Origin of the sequence: uncultured Maribacter sp., assembly GCF_963977385.1 — a bacterium.
In the GTDB taxonomy this organism is placed as follows: domain Bacteria; phylum Bacteroidota; class Bacteroidia; order Flavobacteriales; family Flavobacteriaceae; genus Maribacter.
This window is the reverse complement of sequence record NZ_CAXBOU010000002.1, coordinates 1-17907: the sequence shown is the minus strand read 5'-3', so window position 1 is coordinate 17907 and position 17907 is coordinate 1. Positions and strand designations below refer to the sequence as shown.

Annotated in this window: 13 protein-coding genes; 7 read left to right on the top strand and 6 right to left on the bottom strand. The window is 33.7% G+C overall.

The features are described from left to right. Nucleotides 1-17 precede the first annotated feature (17 nt). Nucleotides 18-2270, top strand: coding sequence for a TonB-dependent receptor (locus tag AAC084_RS03310; RefSeq protein ID WP_339836898.1), 2253 nt, complete (start codon nucleotides 18-20; stop codon nucleotides 2268-2270). A 121-nt stretch (nucleotides 2271-2391) separates the two neighbouring features. Further along, nucleotides 2392-4569: a DUF5916 domain-containing protein gene (locus AAC084_RS03305; protein ID WP_339836895.1), complete on the top strand. Its 2178-nt coding sequence runs from the start codon at nucleotides 2392-2394 to the stop codon at nucleotides 4567-4569. Nucleotides 4570-4573: 4 nt separating this feature from the next. Here the strand turns inward: AAC084_RS03305 and AAC084_RS03300 are convergent, their stop codons facing one another. The 3 genes from AAC084_RS03300 to AAC084_RS03290 are packed head-to-tail and all read right to left on the bottom strand — an operon-like array spanning nucleotide 4574 to nucleotide 10938. Next, nucleotides 4574-5821 (bottom strand): NAD(P)/FAD-dependent oxidoreductase, encoded by a 1248-nt coding sequence (locus AAC084_RS03300; RefSeq protein WP_339836891.1) that lies wholly within the window; start codon nucleotides 5819-5821, stop codon nucleotides 4574-4576. A gap of 54 nt (nucleotides 5822-5875) precedes the next feature. Continuing rightward, nucleotides 5876-6577, bottom strand: coding sequence for a hypothetical protein (locus AAC084_RS03295; RefSeq protein WP_339836887.1), 702 nt, complete (start codon nucleotides 6575-6577; stop codon nucleotides 5876-5878). Then, nucleotides 6574-10938: a BspA family leucine-rich repeat surface protein gene (locus tag AAC084_RS03290; RefSeq protein WP_339836884.1), complete on the bottom strand. Its 4365-nt coding sequence runs from the start codon at nucleotides 10936-10938 to the stop codon at nucleotides 6574-6576. Before AAC084_RS03290 ends, AAC084_RS03295 begins: the two co-directional genes overlap by 4 nt. A gap of 150 nt (nucleotides 10939-11088) precedes the next feature. On the opposite strand from AAC084_RS03290, the gene AAC084_RS03285 reads away from it, so the two are divergent. The 4 genes from AAC084_RS03285 (at nucleotide 11089) to AAC084_RS03270 (ending at nucleotide 13298) form a co-directional block, all read left to right on the top strand. After that, nucleotides 11089-11922 (top strand): helix-turn-helix domain-containing protein, encoded by an 834-nt coding sequence (locus tag AAC084_RS03285; protein WP_339836882.1) that lies wholly within the window; start codon nucleotides 11089-11091, stop codon nucleotides 11920-11922. A 99-nt stretch (nucleotides 11923-12021) separates the two neighbouring features. Then, entirely contained in the window at nucleotides 12022-12198 is a 177-nt protein-coding gene (locus AAC084_RS03280) for a hypothetical protein (RefSeq protein WP_339836879.1), read from the top strand. Between the two features lie 110 nt (nucleotides 12199-12308). Beyond that, nucleotides 12309-12857, top strand: coding sequence for a carboxymuconolactone decarboxylase family protein (locus AAC084_RS03275; RefSeq protein ID WP_339836876.1), 549 nt, complete (start codon nucleotides 12309-12311; stop codon nucleotides 12855-12857). 54 nt (nucleotides 12858-12911) lie between these two features. Beyond that, entirely contained in the window at nucleotides 12912-13298 is a 387-nt protein-coding gene (locus AAC084_RS03270) for a hypothetical protein (protein WP_339836873.1), read from the top strand. A 132-nt stretch (nucleotides 13299-13430) separates the two neighbouring features. On the opposite strand, the gene AAC084_RS03265 is transcribed toward AAC084_RS03270, so the two are convergent. After that, complete coding sequence (locus tag AAC084_RS03265; RefSeq protein WP_339836870.1) at nucleotides 13431-14984, bottom strand: DEAD/DEAH box helicase family protein; 1554 nt, start codon at nucleotides 14982-14984, stop codon at nucleotides 13431-13433. A gap of 120 nt (nucleotides 14985-15104) precedes the next feature. Between AAC084_RS03265 and AAC084_RS03260 the strand changes: the two genes are divergently transcribed. Then, entirely contained in the window at nucleotides 15105-15689 is a 585-nt protein-coding gene (locus AAC084_RS03260; protein WP_339836868.1) for a pseudouridine synthase, read from the top strand. Here the strand turns inward: AAC084_RS03260 and AAC084_RS03255 are convergent. Together AAC084_RS03255 and AAC084_RS03250 are read right to left on the bottom strand one after the other, a co-directional pair. After that, nucleotides 15682-16617, bottom strand: a complete 936-nt coding sequence (locus tag AAC084_RS03255; RefSeq protein WP_339836865.1) for an EamA family transporter — start codon at nucleotides 16615-16617, stop codon at nucleotides 15682-15684. The genes AAC084_RS03260 and AAC084_RS03255 overlap by 8 nt on opposite strands. Before the next feature lie 16 nt (nucleotides 16618-16633). Next, the gene (locus tag AAC084_RS03250) at nucleotides 16634-17092 is read right to left on the bottom strand and encodes a cold shock domain-containing protein (protein WP_339836862.1); all 459 of its coding nucleotides are present in this window, start codon (nucleotides 17090-17092) and stop codon (nucleotides 16634-16636) included. Between the last annotated feature and the right edge of the window lie 815 nt (nucleotides 17093-17907).

Here is a 17907-nt window from a genome sequence, read left to right as displayed (position 1 = left end):
AATTTAATTTTTAACTTATGAATTATAGCTGCAATTGGACATTAAAGCTGTTTACTTTTACAATAGTATCATTATTCACTGTATTTGTAAATGCACAAAATTTAAAAGGTGTCATAACAGATGAAAATTCTATTCCTTTAGAAAATGTGGGTATTTTTAATCAGACTACGGGGCAACATAGCCATACCAATCTATCAGGCATATTTTCACTTCCGATCACACACGCAAATGACTCCATATATTTCTCGAATTTAGGGTTTAAAACTTTTGTCTTAGTTGTTCAGGAATCACACCTCATAGAGGGTGTGAAAATAACTTTAAAAGAATCTAGCATTAATCTAGATCAAGTTGTAGTTGTATCTAAAGTAGATGCTATGAGCAAAATTGTGAACATAGACGTGCAAAACGACCCTGTAAAATCTTCCCAAGAAATACTTCGTAAAGTACCTGGGCTTTTAATAGGTCAACATGCAGGTGGAGGTAAAGCCGAGCAGATATTTCTAAGAGGATTCGATATTGATCATGGTACAGATGTTTCCATTAGTGTTGATGGTATGCCCGTAAATATGGTTTCTCATGCCCATGGCCAAGGTTATGCAGATTTACATTTTGTTATTCCTGAGACCATAGATAATATAAACTTTGGTAAAGGTCCGTATTATGCAGATAAAGGTGATTTCAATACCGCAGGATATGTTGATTTAAGTCTCAAAAAAAATATTGACAAGAATATGGTTTCTTATGAAACGGGCCAATTCAATACCAATAGGTTTGTTGGCCTTTTTAATGTTTTAGAAACCAGTAAAAGTGATGCCTATATTGCTTCTGAACTTTATTTAACCGATGGTTCATTTGATTCTCCTCAAAACTTCAACCGACTTAATCTACTTGGACGTTATCATTATAAGGATATTGGAAAAGAAGAATTAACCTTTACCGCATCTCATTTTCAAAGTAAATGGGATGCTTCTGGTCAAATACCACAGCGAGCAATAGACCAAAATATCATTGGTCGTTTTGGTGCTATTGATGATACTGAAGGAGGCCAGACAAGCAGAACTAATTTAATGGTTAACCATACCGCATTTTTAGGTAGTGATCAATTTCTTAAAACACGGGCCTTTCTAAGCAAGTATGATTTTGAATTGTTCTCAAACTTCACCTTCTTTTTGGAAGATCCAATAAATGGAGATCAAATACGACAGTATGAAGATAGAACCGTTATGGGTGCTGAAACAGTTTTTGAACAGATTAATATTTCAATAGGTGAAGACAACCGATTCAAATATTCTGGTGGATTCGGATTTAGACATGATAACATAGATGATGTTTCATTGGCGCATACCTTGAATCGAAAAACTATTTTAGAGCAGTATGCTTTTGGTGATATTGACGAAACAAATATTTATGGTTTTGTTGATACGGAATATAAAACTAGCAACTGGACTTTTAACCCATCCGTTCGTTTAGATTATTTTAAATTCGATTATGAAAATAAATTATCGGAAACCTATGATAATAAAAGTGAAAGTAAAGCTACTATTAGTCCTAAACTAAATACACTTTATGCACTAAATAGAAACTGGCAGTTGTTTTTGAAAACAGGTATAGGGTTTCATTCCAATGACTCTCGTGTAGTTACCGCAAATGAAGGTCGAGATATTTTACCGAAAGCTTATGGTGTAGATTTTGGCACCATTGTAAAACCTATTGATAAGATGGTTTTAAACGCAACGTTATGGGGGTTATTTTTAGATCAAGAATTTGTTTATGTTGGCGATGCGGGTATCGTAGAACCAAGTGGTAAAACTAGAAGATTAGGCGCAGAACTAGGTGCTCGCTATCAAGTATTGGATTGGCTGTACCTAAATACTGATGTCAACTATACCTATGGTAGAAGTACAGATGAACCGGATGGTCAAGATTACATACCGTTAGCGCCAGATTTTACAGCCGTAGGTGGACTATCAGTTACCGATATCAGGAACTTTTCTGGAGCTTTAAATTATAGATACCTTGGTGATAGAGCTGCAAATGAAGATAATAGTATTGTTGCAGCGGGTTATTTTGTTACGGATTTCAACATCAATTATAAGTATGAAAACTGGACTGTTGGTATTATTGTAGAGAATTTATTTGATACAGAATGGAATGAAACACAATTTGCCACCGAAAGTAGATTGTTCAATGAAGCTTCATCAGTAGAAGAAATTCATTTTACGCCTGGTACTCCTTTTTACTTGAGAGGTAAGATATCTGTTCTTTTTTAATTGTTCTATTTGTGTAATTTGGAGTAAATTATATACTATATATTATTCTTTGAATTAAAGTGTAGTCTGTGATTGTTATCAATTTGTTTTTTAACTAAGTTGCGTGAATCAATCAACCACCATGAAATTCTATTCGCGACTATCTATATTACTTTTGCTATTAGCGATTAAAGTAAATTCACAAAAAAAGAATCAAGATTATAGGTTACATATTCATAAAGCCACGGGTTCAATTATAATTGACGGTATTGGTGATGACAAGGCTTGGTTAGAAGCAGAAGAAGCCAAAGATTTCTTTATGGTATTACCGATGGATGACCGTAAAGCTACCGAGCCTACGACCATAAAAATGACCTATGATGATACTAGCTTATACCTTTTAGCAACGTTTTTTAATGCAACTAAAGCCAATTACTTTGTTGAGTCTTTACGGCGTGATTTTTCATTTGGTAAGAATGATAATTTTCTACTTTTCTTAGACCCTTTTAATAATCAAACTACCGGTTTTTCATTTGGTTCGAATGCATACGGTGCACAATGGGACGGCACCATGTATGATGGTTCTAAAATTGATTTGAATTGGGATAGCAAATGGATATCTAAAGTTACCCGTGATGATGAGAAATGGATTTTTGAAATGGCAGTACCTTTTAAATCTATTAGATATGAAGAGGGAGTAAAAGAATGGGGAATAAATTTCAGTCGTTTAGATTTAAAATCGAGTGAAAAATCTAGTTGGACACCCATTCCTCGTCAATTTCCAACAGCATCCCTCGCTTATTCAGGCACTTTGGTATGGGATGCACCACCACCTGCTCCAGGAACAAATTTCTCTATTATTCCATATGTATTAGGAGACGTTAAGCGTAACTTAGAAGTTAATGGAGACGTAAAGACTAACGGAAAAATTGGTGGTGATATAAAGTTTAGCCTTACCTCTTCTTTAAATCTTGATTTAACCGTAAATCCCGATTTTTCACAGGTTGAAGTTGATCGTCAAGTAACCAATCTAGACCGGTTCGAATTATTTTTTCCAGAGCGTAGACAGTTCTTTTTAGAGAACGGCGATTTGTTTGCCAATTTCGGATATGAGACCATTAGACCATTTTTCTCACGTAGAATTGGACTAAATGTCCCAATCCAAGCAGGTGCTCGAATTAGTGGGAATTTAAATGATAAATGGCGATTGGGGGTAATGGATATGCAAACAGCAAGTATAGAAGAATCTGGTCAACCTAGTCAAAACTTTGGGGTAATGTCATTACAGCGAAAAATATTTGGCCGTAGTAGTATAGGTATGATGTTCGTAAATAAACAATCGATTAACTACCCACAAGAAAATGATTCTATTGTTGATATATATTCTAAATACAATAGAAACTTAGGTTTAGAATACAACTTGGCCTCTGCCAATAATGCATGGAATGGTAAGGCATTTTTTCTAAAATCGTTTGCACCTACAGATGAAGATAGCGGGTTTACTCAAGGTGCCCATTTAGAGTATACCAGTCGTAAATGGAATTTACGTTTGCAAGAAGAATGGGTTAGTAAAGATTACTCTGCAGAGGTTGGTTTTGTACGACGAAGAGGCTATAGAAATATATCTGGAAAAATAGGGCATTTATTTTTCCCGAAAGCAGGACCAATACTTAGCCACGGACCGGAATTAAACGGTTTCTATTATTTCAATGAACAATTTAAAGAGACGGATCATACAACATATCTTGCTTATACATTAGATTTTAGAAATAGAAGTAGTCTAATGTTCTTTTTGGCCGATGATTATGTAGAGTTGCTTTCCCCGTTCGACCCTAGCGGACTTAATATTTCGAATTTAGCAACAGGGACTAAGCATAACTGGAATGCATTTGGTTGGGAATATCTTTCAAAACCCCAAAGTTTAATTACCTATGCGTTTGACGGTCGATTAGGAGGGTATTATCAAGATGGTAATAGAACAAGTTTAACCGGCGAAGTAGGTTATAGATTTCAACCATATGTCAGTTTAAAAGCTAACCTTAATTACAATCACATCAATTTACCTGCACCATGGAATACAAATGAATTTTGGTTGATAGGTGCCGAGGCAGATATCACATTTACCAATAAACTCTTTTTTGCCAACTTGCTACAGTACAATGAACAAAGCAATAATTTTAATATCAACTCACGTTTTCAATGGCGCTATAGTCCCGCTTCCGATTTGTTTATCGTCTACACCAACAATTATTTCATAGAGCCATACCAAAGTCGTAATTGGGGACTTACTTTAAAATTCACCTATTGGCTAAATAATTAATATACTATGATTTTTCTATCGTTTGAATTACCCCAATAGCCGCCATTTCACCGGAAATCATGGCAGCATTCAAAGACCCGTTTAGCAAATAATCGCCGGCTAAAAATAAACGTTCTGTAAGTCTAGTTTCAGAAGGCATTAAACTATATCGAAGATTATTCAATTTTGGCAACGCCATTTTAATGGGGTAATGCTTTAAATAGCGTTCAGTAGTAATACCACAGAATATTTTTAAATCTTCTTTTACTTTTTGTATGAGTTCATACTCACTTAACTCGTGTTCTTTTACCACAGTAACGGATAAAAGTTCTTCATATCCTCTTAGTTCGGTGTCAATAGAAGTATGATAAAAGATATTATTAATTAGTGCCTCCTTATCTGAAATTAAACCAATTAAGGGTTTTTCGATTTTCCGTGTTTTACAAGTAAAGTATAAAGTATCTGATGAATACCAATTTAACTGCTGCTTTCGTAAGTTAGGTACTAACGGGGAAGCATCTGTAGCAATAATAACATAGTCTGGCTTTATCTCCTGACCACCAGCAAATATAATTCCGTTATCTGTCACACTTTCAACAGCAGTATTTAATTTAATGGTAGTCCGTTTAAGTTGTTGTTCCAATTGCTTCGGAATTGCCTCAATACCAGATTTTGGTAGTACGGCATTTCCAGTTCCGAACATTTTATATACAAATTGAAACATTCTAGAAGAGGTTTCTAAGTTAGGTTCTAGGAAGATACCCGAAAAAAAAGGTCTGAAAAACTGCTCAATTATTTCATTAGAAAACCCTTTAGATTTTAGGAAAGAAAGCGTCGTAGTTTCTTCTTCATTAAAAATTTCCTCTACTGTTTTGTTCTTAATAGCGGTATTTAATTTGAGAATCTTGATTTTATCGGAAAAACTACCTATGGCAGAAAACAATGTAGGAATCAAAAGTTGCAGACCTCTTAAAGGATCACCAAGCACTGAGCTTTTTCCTTTGTTGAAAATTTGTGCTCCCGGTAAAAATTCCTGAAGTTCTAAAGAATTATAATCAAGATATTCTTTCGCCTTTGGGTAAGAATCCAAAAGCACTTGAAATCCGTGGTCCAATTGATAACCATCAACAATATCCGTTTTTACACGGCCTCCTGCCCTATCACTTTTTTCATAAATTATGGGTGAATACCCATCTTTTTCTAACCTTAAAGCAGCAATCAATCCGCTGATTCCTGCTCCAATTATTGCAATTTCAGTAGTCTTCTTTTCCATTCGCATAAAAATAGGAAAAGTAGTTGGCTTAATTCGCTAAGATATTTTAGGAATCTATTCAGGAGAATTTATAGTTACTTCTGATACTGAAAAATTACCTGTACCGTCTTTAGAGACAATGTTTATGTTATAACTGGTATCATCAGTATATCCAATTCCGGATATATATGTATTTATAAAGTCTGTTTCTTCCAAAATTATAGTTTCATTTTCAGTAATTAGTACATCATAAGTCAAATCATCGCCATCTTCATCGGTACCTATCCAACTTACATTTAGAAATTTATTTACGGTTTCGAACTCAGTTGTGATTTCAGCAGCGTATGGGGCATAATTGCCTTCTGAAAGACCAGGTGTAGTAAAAGAATAAGTATCACTTACAGTATTTCCGGCTTCATTTTTAGAAGTTACGCTCCATGTATAGGTTTTTCCTCTATCCAAAGTAACCGTAGCTTCATGTGCACCTATTGTAGTTGTCGCTGCTTGCTCATTGCCTAACAAAACCTTCAGTTCATAATTAACGGCATTCTGAGCAGCATCCCATTTAAATAAGATGGAAACTTTAGTGTCATCATTTGGTATAGGTTCAAATTCCGAGCAAGGTTCTCCGTTAGCAGGTAAAGTACCTGTTGCTTTAGTAGGAACTGGCTTTTCAACCTGTTTTTCTGTTTCTGTCGAAGTACTTTTATCGCAAGAATTTAGGCATACTAAAACCAATGTAATCCCGGTAAAATATTTTAATGCTTTATATATCATTTCTTTATAATCTTAAATGTTTTTGAATTTCCCTTTGATTGAATTACCGTAGGATACATACCATTTTCCAATACTTGCAAGTCGATTAAATTTGAGCCTTGTTCTGAAAGTGTTTGGCATAATATAAGTCGACCCGATAAATCATAAACCAACACGGTACTTGATTCATCGAAGCCCTCAACAAATACTTTACCAGTAGTAATCGTTGGATACATAATTACTCCATCTGAAAAGGCAAATGAATCGGTAACCATCCCCTGACAGTCACTTTCTCCAGTAATAGAAATTGCATTGAATTCTGCTAAATCTGATAATTGAATTTCATTCTTTCCGTTAGATGTAAAGTTGTAGTTTTTCAATTCTCCGTTTACATCAACGGTATATCTATTACTACCTTCTACAAAGTAGGTAGCCGTTTTAGCGGTTGTATTGAAACTTTCTCGTTTACCTGAGATAGTGCCAACTTCATTGATTTGAATGCCGTAAGTTTGAGAATACGAAATATCTGGAATAGAAATAATAACCGTATACAGACCAGTTGCAAGATTTGCTACTTCTAAATTCTCATTTAATGAAACCTCATTATAGTCAGTTGAAATTGGACCTTCCACAGATATATTAAAGTTATAATCAGTTAGAGCACTTGAAATTGAAATACTTCCATTTGCTTCTCCCGGGCATGTTGGTGTAACACCATAAACTAAAATGGCATCTGATGCTATTATTTCGCAACCATTGTCGTTTACAGTTACATTAGGTCTTGTCTCTAAACAATCATCTAAATGGTCTAATACACCGTCTAAATCATTGTCTTCATTGCAAAAGAGTACTTTTCCTGCATCAGTAATAGCCCAACCATACGTGTCTATGATAAATTGACGTGCTTCCTCAGATTCGCAGTATTGGCTAGAGCCAGCATCAAAATTCACATTGTTTTGTAATGTAGTTAGGATGGACCAACCAATAAGTGTATTGTCATAGTTTTCTAAAGACAAACCTGAGCCATTGAACATTCCCTGGACATTTCTGGCATTTATAATGTTCCATCTACCAATATTCTGGTCAAATGATTCTGCATTACTGAACATTAATAGAAAGTCTACCACATTCGTAACTTCCCAATCTTCCAAATTTTGATTGAATGATTTTGCATCCATAAACATTGAATCCATCCTTTGACCCTTAGAAACATTCCATGAGCCAATATTCTGATTGAAATTTGTAGCACCGGCAAACATTGAACCAAAATGTTCAACATTACTAACGTTCCAATTGCCTAAGTCCTGATTAAAGGACGAAGCACCTGAAAACATTCCATTCATATTGTCAATATTGCCGACATCCCAATTACCTATATCTTGGTTAAATAATGGTGTATCTAAAAACATTAAAACAGTATTTGTTACATTTCTGACGTCCCATTTTCCCATACTAATATTTCCGACTAAGGAAGGGCAGCGAGCGAACATAAAATTTAGCCCTGAAACATTATACAAATCAGGTACGTCTACTGCTGTTATATCAAGATTATCACATCCAGAAAATGCATTTGACATTGATGTCCAAGCGATATCGCCCCATTGATCAATAGATTCTAATTTATCCCCATCGGATGATTTGTTATTGAATGGGTTTGCAAAATAAATTCTAGGAAAAGTTCCACTTATAGATACTTGATATGTTCCTGGCTTTTCATATGTATGAATTATATTGCCGGTGATGCTGTTGTCCATAACACCATCACCCCAATCCACCGTATAATTATATATTTCTTCTGGGAAAGTTGGAATAGTAATTTGATTGTCACCTGACGCACCTGGATTATCGGTTTTCCAAGTGGTAATAAAATATGTGCTGGTGCAATCATTTCCGGCATCCATAATTTCCCAACCATAGTTGTCTATAAGGAATTGTCTGCCCTCAACACTATTACAATAGTTAATATTGACAGCTTCTAATTTTACATTGTTCAGTAACAGAGGAAGATCACTCCAAGCGTTAAGCGTTTTGTCATAATTTGTTGTGGACAAGCCAGAGCCATTAAATATAGCCTCCATATTCTCTACTTTTTCTATTTTCCAATTTTCTAAATTTTGATTGAAATCGATAGCATCATTAAACATATGGGACATATTAGTAATCTTTCTTACATCCCACCCGTTAATGTCACGGTTAAAATATGATGAAGAAAACATACTTTCCATATTCACAACATTACTTACGTTCCAATTTCTAATAGCATGATTAAAAAACTTGGTATTATAAAAGAGGTAGGACATATCCGTTACATTACTCACATCCCAAAAGGATATATCTTGACCAAATGCAGATTTATCGAACATATGAGACATATCAGTAATTGTACTAACATCCCAATAATTAAAATTTTCTATGCCATTAAAACTGGTATATTCCCGAGTTTTTGAATTTTCAGACGCGTAGTCACAACGATAAAACATTTTTTTTAGACTCGTCACATTTGACAAATTGGGAGGGTCAGTTGCGGCTACTGACAGATTAGAACAATAAGCAAATCCCGATTCCATGGAAGTCCACTGATTTGTGCCCCATTGTTTAATTGTCAAAATTTTATCTTTATCCCCACTTTCATTGAAATAAATTCTCGGAAATATACCGGTAATAGAAACATAATAGGTGCCTGTGGTATTGTAAGTATGTGTGATGTTACCAGTAATATTACTATCAACATTTCCATCGCCCCAATCTACGGTATAATCATAAGTTTCCCCAGGGAATGTTGGAATGGTTATTTGATTATTTTCTGAAGTACCTAGATTATCCGTTTTCCATTTAGTAACAAATTGATTAGGTGAAAAACAAACCTCTCCTCCATCAGTTATGGTCCAACCATTGTTGTATATCAAAGTTTCCTTACCTAACCTACCATCACAATATTCGCTGTATCCCGCATTGAAAACAACCCTTTCCTGAATTTGAGGCAATGATGACCAAGAGGTCAAAATGTTGTCATATATAATCTTAGACATTCTAATTTCCAGAAACATATCTTCCATACTGGTGACATTAGCAATGTTCCATGAAGAAATATCTTGTTTAAAGCCATCAGCACGGTGGAACATATTATCCATTAAGGTTACATTACTAACATTCCAATTACTCAAATCTTGATTAAAAGAATATGCATATTGGAACATTCTGGTCATATCCGTTACGGCAGATACATCCCAGCTGTTAATAGGACGGTTGAAAGCAGTAGCACCGTTAAACATGCCGGACATATCAGTTACATTACTTACATCCCAAGAAGAAATATCTTGTCTAAAACCAAAAGCATAATAGAACATGTTTGAAGTATTCGTAACATTAGACATGTCCCAAGTATTCAAAGGTTGATTAAAAGTTTCGGCATTTCGGAACATTGACCCCATATTGGACACGGAGCTTACATCCCAGTCTACAACGGGTTGATTAAAGGATTTTGCATTTTTAAACATATATCCCATGTTCGTAACATTGCTAACATCCCAGCTAGATATATTTTGATTAAAAGCCAATGCATTATCGAACATTAGGTCCATGCCTATGGCTTTAGAAACATCCCAACTACCTAAAGGTTGATTAAAAGCTCTCGCGTTTGTAAACATCCAGCCCATGCTTGTAACATTTGAAACATCCCAATTGTCAATATTTTGATTAAAAGAATGGCTTCCGGCAAACATGGCCCACATTATTTTCACGTTACTTACATCCCAATTTCTAATATCTTTATTGAATAAAGTTGCATTAAAAAACATTGCTGGCATATTTTCAACATTACTCACATCCCAGTTTCCAATTGGAGAATTAAAACTGGAACATGAATTGAACATGCTGTCCATATTTGTAATCGTTGAAACATCCCAATTATTAAATGCTGGAGTTCCTACTAATGAATAGCAGCCGCTAAACATTTGGTTTGTTGAAGTGACTTTGGAAAGGTTGGGACTATCATTTGCCAAGACATCTAAATTTTCACAACCACTAAATGCCTCTTGAGCCGCTACCCATTCAATATCTCCCCATTGATCAACTGAGATTATTTTCTGGTTATCACCCCAATCCTTGAAATAAAAGCCTGGAAAATTGCCTGTAATCTCTACACTATACGTACCTGGGTTTACATAAGTATGAATTAAATTATAACTATTGGAATAAGTATCAATAGTACCATCACCCCACGATATAGTAATTTCTCCATAATTTCCAGAATATGAAGGAATTGTAATCTGATTATCTTCAGAAACTCCCGGGTTATCGGTTTTCCAAGTAGTAATAAATTCAGATTGTGCGTATGATAACGAAAGGAATAAACAGAAAATACTGGTAAGTAGGTATCTCATTAAAAAATTCTTAAGGTTGGCACCCTAAAACTAACATATTTGTTTATTTTTTGTAGCTTTTCTCGTCCAATTGTAGTTTAATTCCTTCTTATGATTATTATGAACCTTTAATTTTTGTAATGATTGAGATATTTCTAAGACAAATATTTCATGAAAGAAATTTTCAAGGATTTTAATACCGATGGATTACTTAATATTGGAAATGAATCACTTTTAGAATTTTATAAAAAGCCAAAACAATTAACGCTGTATACCTTTATAAGAACTACTAGATATCCTTCAGAAATAGTAGTAGATGGTATACCCTATACTATAGCACCTAATAGTTTACTTGCATTAACCATAGTACAGTTTTTACAATTTATTAATGGGAGAGATTTAATAGTTTATCAATTTAATAGAGAGTTCTATTGTATTAAAGACCATGACCAAGAAGTAAGTTGCGCAGGGTTATTATTCTTTGGCCATGCACATATACCAGTAATTGATTTAGGTAAAGAAGAACAGCGAAAATTTGATACGCTGCACGAAGTATTTATAGATGAATTACAAACGGCAGATACCATACAAGCTGAAATGCTGCGTATGCTAATGGCACGATTTATTATAATAAGCACGCGGTTATTAAAAGCCAAAGAAGGCTTTAGTACGGCGCCAAAAAATTTAAAGATTGATTTACTACGGAATTTTAATATGTTGGTTGAAGCTCATTACAAATCTGAACACTCGGTTTCTTTCTATGCCGACAAACTTTTTAAGTCCCCGAAAACACTTTCAAATACATTTGCTAAATTAAATACGAGTCCGCTGTTGTTAATTCACGAACGTATTACTCTTGAAGTAAAACGACTGTTGACCTACTCTGATAAAACAGCAAAAGAAATTGCTTATGAAATTGGTTTCGACGATGCATCACATTTAAGTCGCTTATTTAAAAAACAGACCAAGGTTTCACCTTCCGAATTTAAGAAACAGTTAAAATAACCCAATTAGGGAAAAATTGACAACACCTCGGGTAATCTAACCCCTTCTAAGACTCTCTTTAATTTCATCTTTGTACCTAACAATAAATACAACAAAGACATGAATTTAAAGCACAAATCTATTTTTAATTTGATAGAAATATTCTCCGCTAAAAGAGCCGTTATAGAAAATGCCATTAGCCATAAAGAACATTGTGATAAAAATCAATTATCTGATTTCTATTGTAGAACTGAAATTAAAAATGATATCACAGAAACAGTCGGTTTATATCTATAAGGGAAATATTGACATGCCAAAAGGAATAAACTTCATGAAACAAGGCTTGTAATGCCAATACCTTTGTACAAGAAATAACAATTAAAATATTTACTAATAAATAGAAAATTATGAGCACATTTAATGTACCTACAAGAAGTGAAGTAAGCGAAAAGAATCAAGCTATTTTCGATAATTTAGAAAAAGCAGTTGGTTTTGTTCCAAATTTATATGCAACCTATGCGAACAGTAATACAGCTTTAGAAAATTATTTAAATTTTGCTAATGCCAAAACGTCATTATCTGCAAAAGAGAAAGAAGTAGTAAACTTAGCAGTGAGTCAAGTAAATGAATGTATTTATTGTTTGTCTGCACATACTGCCATTGGTAAAATGAATGGTTTTACAGACGAACAAATTTTAGAATTAAGAGCTGGTGAAGCTTCTTTCGATTCAAAATTAGATGCTTTGGCAAGATTAGCAAAGAACATTACAGAGAATAGAGGTAGAACTAATGAATCTGTTTTAGAAAATTACTTCGACCAAGGCTACACAAAAGCTAATTTAATTGATACCATTTCTTTAGTTGGCGATAAAACAATATCCAATTATGTGCATAGCACAACTCAAGTACCAGTTGATTTTCCAGTAGCACAACCTTTACAACCAACAGCAGTTTAATTCAAATAATCAATTCTAATAATTAGAGCCTAAGGCTCATAAAATTTAATAAAAATGAAAAAAATAATATCAATTTTAGTAATCGTATTGGCATTCACGTTTAATTCCAATGCACAAGATAAAAAAATGAAGCAACCTGTTAAAAAAATTGCCCTTGAGCAGACAACAGGGGAATTTACACAGAAGTCACTAACGGTGAGTGAAGGAACTTATATTTTTGAAGTTTCAAATAACGAAGTTGGTAAAGATGTTGGTTTGGTTTTAGTACCAAAGGGTAAAGATGCTTCAAAGCCAGAGAATCATATTCAAACGGCCTATGTAACAACTACTGTTAAAAATAATAGCGTTGAACCATCTAAAGAAACTAAATTAACCAAAGGAGAGTATGTATATTTTTGCCCATTAAACCCTACTCCTCAATATTCATTAACTGTTGAATAGTATATAAGTATGCTATTATTATAGAAAAAGGCTTGTTCATATGATGAACAAGCCTTTTTTATGTAACAAACTTTTCGTTAAAAATAACCCTGTAAATGAGATTATAACCTATTTAGATTAGTCAATTATTAATTAATCTTCTGGTGGGTGTCCATGAATATCCTCAAAAACGGTATCAAAATTTTCACGGAGATAAGTATTCAGTTTCTTTTGGTAATCATCTTTTAACCAACTTAAGAAATTGTAAGTGCTCTTGCTGATACATTTACCGTAAACATGAATACGATTATCAATATCTTCTTTTAATAATTTAGCTAATGCAAGAGCATCATAAACATCTTCACTGTTCTCTATACACATATAAGCATGATGCGCAATAGAGCGTTCTAATACTACTTTCGAAGATTCACCTGCGAAAGTTGCGGTCTCGTAGGTTTCTTTAATATCAAAAAATGTTTCTTTTGAATTTTTAAATTCCTCTTTTACCTCTTCAGACAAATCAAGTTTAAAATCACTTTCAATATCTTCATCATCACGAATACGATCCATGTAGAAATTAGGAGACTTAAAAATGGCTCCCCAATCTAAATCAGCGCCCCAAGGCCCAAACCTATAAAGATTGTTACCTAAATCGATAACTGTAAATTTAGATTTGTTATTCAAAACCCTTGAACCCCTACCAATCATTTGATAATAAAGTGTAAGTGATTTTGTTGCTCTATTTAGAATAATAGTATCTATAGTAGGTTCATCGAAACCAGTTGTTAAGATACTAACCGAAGTTAATATAGCATCTGGCGTTTCTCTAAACCATTTTAATATTTGCTTACGCTGTTTTTTAGTTGCAGTATTATCAAGGTGCATTATAGGTAAACCCACTGCTTGAAATGTATGATAAACTTGTATAGATGTCTCAATTCCATTATTGAAAATCAACGTTTTTTTACCCTTAGAATGCTTTGTATACGCATCCAAAAGTTTATTCAGCATGGCAGGACTGGTATACAGATCTGCGGATGATTTTACGGTATAATCGCCATTAGAACCAATTTCAAGGGAAGTAAGGCCCATATCATATTGAAAAACTTCTGCCCTAGCCAAGAAATCGTTGGCGATCAAATTTTCTATAGTTTCACCTGGTATAAGCTCACTATAGTTTTTGTTCATTGGCAAATCTTTGTTAGAGCTCAACGGAGTAGCCGTTACACCTAATACAAATGAGTTTTCAAAAAACTTAAAAAGTTTAGTAAATGAATTGTAATGCGCCTCATCAATAATTACTAAACCAACATCAGAAATATCTAATTGACCATCGTTCAACCTATTATTTAAGGTTTCTACCATGGCTACATAACAACTATAACGTTCTTGATCGTCTAAGTTTGCTTTACTATTAACAACCTTATTTACAACCCCGAAGCTAGTTAGCATTTTTGAAGTTTGGTTGCAAAGTTCAATACGGTGAGTCATCACCAAAACCTTTTTGTTGTGATTTTTCAGGTATTGCCGTACCATTTCAGAAAAAATAACTGTTTTACCACCACCTGTTGGTAATTGGTATAATAGGTGATAATCATCATTTTCAGAATCGAACTTGTCAAAAATTTGTTGAATGGCTCCTTGTTGGTAGCTGTAAAGTTCTTTATCGGTCTTCCTATCCTGTAATTCAAAAACAGTCTCTTGCATAAAATCTTTTCTGGAGGCTACAAAGGTAACATTCTCTAAAGTAGATTACTAATTCAAGGGTTAAAAAGGGTATCTTTTGCGACCATTGGTAATCGATTATTGACAGTTTATAGTATAAAAATGAAACATCACCATTTTATTGTAAATAAACCATTCGGAATATTGAGTCAATTGACCTCAGGAGAAGATCGGCAATTAAGAAAAAAACGATTTCTTAGTGAGCTTTATAATTTTCCAGATAGAATAATGCCTATAGGTAGATTAGATGAAAAATCTGAAGGTCTTTTGTTGATGACCACCGATGGTAAATTGAGTGATACAATAAATAGTTCGGGTATTGAAAAGGAATATCTAGCACAATTGGATGGATTAATAACTAACGTAGGGTTAGAGAAATTATCTGAAGGTATTAGCATTGGTATCTTTGGAGAAAAATATACTACTAAACCTTGTATCGTGAAATTATTGAAGATAACCCCTACCCTACCAGATGCTCATTCATCTTTGCGAATAGGCAGACATCGGCCAACTTCTTGGATAAGTATTATAATTAAGGAAGGGAAGTTTAGACAGATTCGTAAAATGACCGCAGCGGTTGGTTTCCCAACTGTACGCTTAGTTAGAATTCGTATTGGAAAAATAAATTTAGGTACAATGAAACCTGGTGAAGTAAAATCAACACAATTGATCTTTGAATCTATTTAGGAATTCTTTTTCCTGAGAATCGTGAAAATATCGTTAAGCTCTTTTTCGTATTAATGAAGTAGACTCCGGTAAGTAAAACTATAGATGCTATAACCGATTGCAAGGTTATTGTTTCATTTAAAAAGTACCATCCCAAAATCATTGCGATAATCGGATTTACGTAAGAAGAAGTGGCTACTTTTTCTGGAGATACTATTCGTAACAAATAGTTGAAAGCAGTGAAGGTTACAATACTGCCAAAAATGATTAATAAGAGCATAGACCAAATAACCCGTGTACTCCATTCTGCAGGTGAGGACCAACTTTCGCCAAATAAGGTACTTATGAAAAGTAAAGATAAGCCACTACTGAGCATTTGGTAACCCGTATTTACAAAGAAGTTTTTAGGTAAGTCTGCCTTACCAACAAATAGACTCCCATAAGACCAGCTTAACATGCAAATAAAAATTAGAACCATGCCGAGGATAGCACCATCTTGAGCAATGATTTCTTGTTGGCCAATCAAAAGAAAAATACCAGATATACCTAATATTACTCCTATAATAGACATAGGTTTTATTTTTTTTCCTTGTAATACGCGCATCATTATCAACACAACTAACGGTTGTGCTGAAATTTCAAGTGCCGCAAAGCTACTATCTACATATTTTAAAGCCCAAACCACAACTCCGTTTCCGAAAGTCAGAAATAGAAATCCAGCAATAAAAGTATTCTTAAATTGTTTCTTAGTAATTTTCAAGGGTAACCTTAAAAATCTTGATATTACAAAAATTAAACTACCGGCAGCTACAAAACGAATACCTGCCAACATAAAGGCAGGTAATTCAGTTACCGCAATTTTATTCCATAAATACGTAGATCCCCAAATGAAGTAAATGGCAAAAAATGACAATACGACCAAAATGGTGTTGCGTTGCATTTTTGCCATTGGAAATCTTTAAATACTAAATCTTCTTAACACGAACAGCATTCATGCCTTTCATGCCTCTCTCTAGTTCATAAGCAACTTTGTCATTTTCCATAATCTCATCGATAAGACCACTAACGTGAACAAAATATTTCTCGTTGTTTTCTGAATCAATAATGAATCCAAAGCCTTTTGAAGTATCGAAAAATGAAACTTTACCGTTTCTTACTGGATCAAACTCTTCTACATCTCCTTCTTCCTTTTTAGGAATACCAAGAATAATATCTTCAGCTTCTACTTCAACTTTCATTGAAGGATCTGGCGGAGTGTCTACCAAATTTCCATTGTAATCAACATAAGCAAGTGGAATACCTGAAGTACCACTTTCTTTTGCTGCAGCTTTACGAGCAAGCATTTTTTTCTTTTTCTCTTCACGCTTTTTTAAGCGTTTTTTTTCTTTTTCAGTTTTATTAAATGTCTGTTGTGATTTTGCCATTCGAAATTTTAATGATAATACTTTATTTTACTATAAAGGAATTGAAATACGTGGTGACGTGTATAACGAATGGTAGGTTTTTTGAGTAAACTCTATGACACCATTCGCTGTAAGGTCATTGCAAGAATCATCTGCACCCCTTTAAAAGTTCTACAAAGATATGATTTGTATTCGGAATATGAAGTATATCACCATATCAAACTATCAATCTTATGCCTGAATTATTTATTTCTTTAGTCTTACTTTATATATAGGACTATTCTAAGCTTAAAAATCAAGCTGTTTTTAGTTTCATCAATTGAATATCTCTTCTATTTCTACACTCTAATTTTGATTTTTGTTTTAAATCTATTGAATTATAGTTAAAATGAGAATTTTTCACTTATTTCATAAGCAACTGAAAATCAACTATATAATAACAAGTTACATTATTTTATAATATAAATATGTTAAAAATAGTACCTTTTTATGCATAGTACTGTAACAAAAGACATTTACCATCGTCTAGTTAGTATAAGAAAATTATTAATCATCAATTAAAAATCAAATATCATGAGAACTTTTATCAGAAACACGCCGACAGAGTCAAGAAGAAATACATTCTTTTCTAATTTCAAGAATAGCAAAAGGGTACAATGGGCATCATCAAGAAATCACACCCATTAAGAACATCAGTCTAAATCAATCATTAATCATTCGACTAATCACCGAAAAAAAAACGAACATTATGGGAACTTTTATCAGAAACACGCCGACAGAATCAAGAAGAAATACATTCTTTTCTAATTTCAAGAATAGCAAAAGGGTACAATGGG

Excerpts from the sequence above, each read along its gene's own strand:
- AAC084_RS03255 (WP_339836865.1), bottom strand. The coding sequence starts at position 16,617 with ATGGCAAAAATGCAACGCAACACCATTTTGGTCGTATTGTCATTTTTT.
- AAC084_RS03300 (WP_339836891.1), bottom strand. The coding sequence starts at position 5,821 with ATGGAAAAGAAGACTACTGAAATTGCAATAATTGGAGCAGGAATCAGC.
- AAC084_RS03295 (WP_339836887.1), bottom strand. The coding sequence starts at position 6,577 with ATGATATATAAAGCATTAAAATATTTTACCGGGATTACATTGGTTTTA.
- AAC084_RS03310 (WP_339836898.1), top strand. The coding sequence starts at position 18 with ATGAATTATAGCTGCAATTGGACATTAAAGCTGTTTACTTTTACAATA.
- AAC084_RS03280 (WP_339836879.1), top strand. The coding sequence starts at position 12,022 with ATGAATTTAAAGCACAAATCTATTTTTAATTTGATAGAAATATTCTCC.
- AAC084_RS03290 (WP_339836884.1), bottom strand. The coding sequence starts at position 10,938 with ATGAGATACCTACTTACCAGTATTTTCTGTTTATTCCTTTCGTTATCA.
- AAC084_RS03275 (WP_339836876.1), top strand. The coding sequence starts at position 12,309 with ATGAGCACATTTAATGTACCTACAAGAAGTGAAGTAAGCGAAAAGAAT.
- AAC084_RS03250 (WP_339836862.1), bottom strand. The coding sequence starts at position 17,092 with ATGGCAAAATCACAACAGACATTTAATAAAACTGAAAAAGAAAAAAAA.
- AAC084_RS03270 (WP_339836873.1), top strand. The coding sequence starts at position 12,912 with ATGAAAAAAATAATATCAATTTTAGTAATCGTATTGGCATTCACGTTT.
- AAC084_RS03285 (WP_339836882.1), top strand. The coding sequence starts at position 11,089 with ATGAAAGAAATTTTCAAGGATTTTAATACCGATGGATTACTTAATATT.
- AAC084_RS03305 (WP_339836895.1), top strand. The coding sequence starts at position 2,392 with ATGAAATTCTATTCGCGACTATCTATATTACTTTTGCTATTAGCGATT.
- AAC084_RS03265 (WP_339836870.1), bottom strand. The coding sequence starts at position 14,984 with ATGCAAGAGACTGTTTTTGAATTACAGGATAGGAAGACCGATAAAGAA.
- AAC084_RS03260 (WP_339836868.1), top strand. The coding sequence starts at position 15,105 with ATGAAACATCACCATTTTATTGTAAATAAACCATTCGGAATATTGAGT.